This is a genomic window from Streptomyces endocoffeicus (assembly GCF_016741935.1).
In the GTDB taxonomy this organism is placed as follows: Bacteria; Actinomycetota; Actinomycetes; order Streptomycetales; family Streptomycetaceae; genus Streptomyces; species Streptomyces endocoffeicus.
In genome coordinates this window covers 1-432 of the sequence record NZ_JAERRG010000212.1, presented here as the reverse complement: position 1 = coordinate 432, position 432 = coordinate 1, and the positions used below count along the sequence as shown (strand labels likewise).

General features: G+C 65.3%; 1 protein-coding gene. It reads left to right on the top strand.

The window, feature by feature from the left end:
* Window positions 1-7: 7 nt before the first annotated feature.
* On the top strand, window positions 8-432 hold a 425-nt coding region (locus JK364_RS54640; RefSeq protein WP_307841742.1), incomplete at its 3' end, for an acyltransferase domain-containing protein.

Here is a 432-nt window from a genome sequence, read left to right as displayed (position 1 = left end):
CCCCGACATCGTCCTCGGCCACTCCCAGGGCGAAATCGCAGCAGCCTGCCTCGCCGGAGCCATCAGCCTGCACGACGGCGCCCGAATCGTCGCCCAACGCAGCCAACTGATCGCCCACCAGCTCACCGGCCACGGCACCATGGCATCCATATCCCTCCCCCCGGACGACATCCCCACCACCGACAAGGTCTGGATCGCCGCCCACAACGGCACATCCACCGTCATCGCCGGCGACCCACAAGCCCTCGACACCATCCTCACCACATGTGAAACACGCGGCGCACGCGTCCGGAAGATCAACGTCGACTACGCCTCACACACCCCCCACGTCGAGCAGATCCGCACCGAACTACTCGACATCACCACCGGCATCACCACCCAGACCCCGACAGTGCCATGGCTGTCGACCATCGACAACACCTGGATCGACCA